This is a genomic window from Oleiphilus sp. HI0061, from assembly GCF_001635675.1.
This window is the reverse complement of sequence record NZ_LWFE01001133.1, coordinates 1-904: the sequence shown is the minus strand read 5'-3', so window position 1 is coordinate 904 and position 904 is coordinate 1. Positions and strand designations below refer to the sequence as shown.

Here is a 904-nt window from a genome sequence, read left to right as displayed (position 1 = left end):
CTGATCAACAACCAACTCGAAAAATTGACTTTCTTTACCATAGAGATTCACTTTTAGTGAGTCACCCGGGCCTAATACATAATCAGATGAAACAGGTACATCAGTTATGGGTGCAAAGGTCGTTGGCTGGCCGGCGAATAGGTCGTAGCCGAAAGCGGGTAGCTTGCCTTCTTCCATTTCAGCATTGGTGTCAATTTCACCGCCCACAGACTCAGCTACTTGTCGCTGAGCCACCGGCATGACGCTGTTAGTTTGCGCTACCTCAGGTGCTTGTGCAGCATTTACATTGGGAATATCCATACCAAACTGCTTGGCTAAACGAGCCTGCTCAGCTGCAGGTAGACCCTTAAACTGTTCGAGCTGCGCCGGTGTAGGCTGTAGGGCAATAGATTGAAGCGAGAATAAAGCTGCTATTACAAAAAGAAATGCACGCCCAGTGAGCCTTAGGCGAGAGAGTGTATCGATCATTCCTGATTCCATCATTATTAGAGAGTACTTCACTGTGATGACCATGCATGACGATCATCTTAATGGGCGCTAATTTAGCATTTAAAGGAGGGGCTTACTAGTTGGTGGAGTGGTCTATTTTAACATTTGTTTACATTATTTGATGTTTGTCATTCCTTGGAACCCTAAGAAATAAACATTTGAACCACCGAGGACACCGAGCGCTTCGCTACACAGAGGAAGAGATTGAGACACATCTAAAGAAAGCTATTATCTTTTCTCGGTGCAGGCCACAGGCCGCTCTGTGTTCTCGGTGGTGAATCAGCTTTTATGTCTTAATCTTTAAGGGATAAACCGATGAACCACCGAGGACACCGGGCGCTTCGCTGCACAGAGGAAGGGATTGAGACACATCTAAATGAAAGCTTTAATCTTTTCTCTGTGTAGGCCGTAGGCC

Annotated in this window: 1 protein-coding gene; it reads right to left on the bottom strand. The window is 46.0% G+C overall.

Going from position 1 to position 904, the window contains the following annotated elements; genetic code table 11:
- Nucleotides 1-468: hypothetical protein (locus tag A3735_RS16880; protein WP_197485917.1), on the bottom strand; the 468-nt coding region annotated here is incomplete at its 3' end.
- Nucleotides 469-904: the final 436 nt, after the last annotated feature.